The sequence below is a fragment of the Dietzia sp. HMSC21D01 genome (assembly GCF_001815995.1).
Classification (GTDB): Bacteria; Actinomycetota; Actinomycetes; order Mycobacteriales; family Mycobacteriaceae; genus Dietzia; species Dietzia cinnamea.
In genome coordinates, this window is sequence record NZ_KV824050.1 from 1 (window position 1) to 2,020 (window position 2,020).

General features: G+C 68.5%; 4 protein-coding genes. 2 read left to right on the top strand and 2 right to left on the bottom strand.

From position 1 onward, the window contains the following. On the top strand, positions 1-379 hold a 379-nt coding region (locus HMPREF3086_RS14165), incomplete at its 5' end, for a hypothetical protein (RefSeq protein ID WP_070722498.1). A 139-nt stretch (positions 380-518) separates the two neighbouring features. Beyond that, complete coding sequence (locus HMPREF3086_RS14170; RefSeq protein WP_070722500.1) at positions 519-842, top strand: hypothetical protein; 324 nt, start codon at positions 519-521, stop codon at positions 840-842. Positions 843-919: 77 nt separating this feature from the next. On the opposite strand, the gene HMPREF3086_RS14175 is transcribed toward HMPREF3086_RS14170, so the two are convergent. Together HMPREF3086_RS14175 and HMPREF3086_RS14180 are read right to left on the bottom strand one after the other, a co-directional pair. Further along, positions 920-1,492 (bottom strand): hypothetical protein, encoded by a 573-nt coding sequence (locus tag HMPREF3086_RS14175; RefSeq protein ID WP_070722502.1) that lies wholly within the window; start codon positions 1,490-1,492, stop codon positions 920-922. After that, positions 1,476-1,784 (bottom strand): hypothetical protein, encoded by a 309-nt coding sequence (locus HMPREF3086_RS14180; RefSeq protein ID WP_070722503.1) that lies wholly within the window; start codon positions 1,782-1,784, stop codon positions 1,476-1,478. The genes HMPREF3086_RS14175 and HMPREF3086_RS14180 overlap by 17 nt, the downstream gene beginning before the upstream one ends. Positions 1,785-2,020: the final 236 nt, after the last annotated feature.

The following is a 2,020-nucleotide window of genomic DNA, read 5'->3' on the forward strand; positions in this document are numbered from 1 at the left end:
GATGTCGGCGATGGTGGCCTCGGTGTGGGCGGCGGCGTGGAAGCGCGCCGCCGAGCAGGCAGACGAGGCCACTGCGGTGGCGCTCGATGCCGCGCGCACCGGCGAGGCCGACGCCCTCGCCGCGGCGGAGACCGCCACCGCGCAACAAGCAGACGCCGACGCGGCCAGGGAGGAGGCGGTCCGGGACGCCGAGCAGCTGCGCACCGAGCTGGCCCAGGTCCGCCAGCAACTCGAGACGATGCAGCGTGAGGCGGAGCAGGCGCGCGTCCAGGCCGAGGAGGCCGACCGTGCCCGGGTGCGGGCCGAGGCCACTTCGGACACCTTGCGTGAACTGTTGGACGCGTTTCGTTCCTCCGGGCAGGCCGACGAGGACAAGTAGCGATCCGCACCGTGATGGTCTTGTCGTGTCGGACCGGGCGAGCACACTGACAAAGCAGGACAGGCAATGAACAAGCGGCTCGGAGCTCCGCCGGTTGAGTTCGGGTCGTAACAGCCGGAACGCCAACACGGGGGGCGTCATGTGGGATCTGCAGACCGCGGTACAGGCCGTGGTGGTGGTCGCGGTGGCCTCGCTTTTGGTGCCGCCGCTGGCGCGCGGCATCGGAGGCATCTGCGCCGTGATCGGCTTCTGTGGGGTGGTGCAGTCGAGCTCCTGGGCGCCGACGGTGATGGCGTTGGGGATGGTGGCGTGGTTTGTCGGGCACTGGTCGTTCGCGGTCCGCAATGACGTGCATTACCGGTCGCGTCTGGCGCTGGTGGTGATCGACAAGACGCCGTTGCGGTGGGCGATTCCGCGTTACTGGCAGTTGCGCCGCCAGAGACGCATGGCGGCCGCCCGCTGACACTTCCCACCCCGACCGATACAGCTATGGCCCCACCTCTTCGGTGGGGCCATTGCTGTAGGTGTTTGGAGACGATTCTAGAACAGTGGGGGCTCGTCTAGTGGTGCGGTGTTGCCGCAAGCTTGGGCGTAGGCCTTGGGGTTCCAGCCGCCGGCGACCGCGTCGCGGACCGCGAGGGAGCGGGCGTGCCGGTCGTGGCGTTCGGTGGTGTTGCGGATGATGCCGGTGCGTCCGCAGGCGACCGCGTAGAGCAGGTTCGCTGATTGGGTTGAGGCGATGAGATGGTCCGGGTCTACGCGCACGCACAAGGGTTCGTTGCAGCGGTGCTCACCGATCGCCTCGGCGGTCAATTGGCCGGCGACTAGGAGGGCGAAGCGGTGCGCGTACTCGGTTCTGCTGACGCCGCCTTGTCGCCAGGTGATCCGTCCGTACCCGTCGGAGATGGCGCCGGTCCAGATGTGGCATCCCTCCCCCGGGGCGCGCACGACACGGGACTCAAACGCGGCAATCGCCGCCTCGGTCGGAGGCAGCGTCGAGTCGTACGGCCTGGACCGCCTCGCGGCAGGTCGGGGCCGGGGACGGGCGTCCATTCCCGGCAGCGGGATGTCCTCGAACCATCCGCCGGAGACGGGCTCAGTGCTGTTGGTCACCGTTGGTGTCCGCCGAGGTCTGATCCGCCGCTGGCGTGTCACCGCCGTCGGCATCGTTGACCGTGTCGTCGGTGACGGTGGTGCTGTCCTTGGCGGCGCGGATCGCCGCCCCGACCTCGCGGGCAGACAGTCCGGTCATCTCCGCCAGATCGGCCTGCACCACGCCCAGGTCCCGAAGCTCGACCAGCGCCTGACCGAGGGCGATCTGCGCGTCATCGCGGGCATCGATCGCCGAGAACACCGCGACCAACTTGGCCTCACGCTTGCGTGCCCGCTCCAGCTCGTCGGCCATCGCCTGACGAGCCCTCGCGCGTGCGGTCTGTGAACGTGAATCAGTCTTGGTAGCCGCCATGACACCCGACCCTATTGCCCCACCCATCGTGCCGCAATGCCCAACCACCATGCCGCCGTCATCGTCGCGCCGTCCTGGTCCCCGATCGCCGCACCACATCTAGCACCGGCCGTGCTAGATCATCCTCGCTGTCGCTCGCTTAAACCGCCACACACAGTAGGCACTACTAGTGAAGT

Excerpts from the sequence above, each read along its gene's own strand:
- HMPREF3086_RS14170 (WP_070722500.1), top strand. The coding sequence starts at position 519 with ATGTGGGATCTGCAGACCGCGGTACAGGCCGTGGTGGTGGTCGCGGTG.
- HMPREF3086_RS14180 (WP_070722503.1), bottom strand. The coding sequence starts at position 1,784 with ATGGCCGACGAGCTGGAGCGGGCACGCAAGCGTGAGGCCAAGTTGGTC.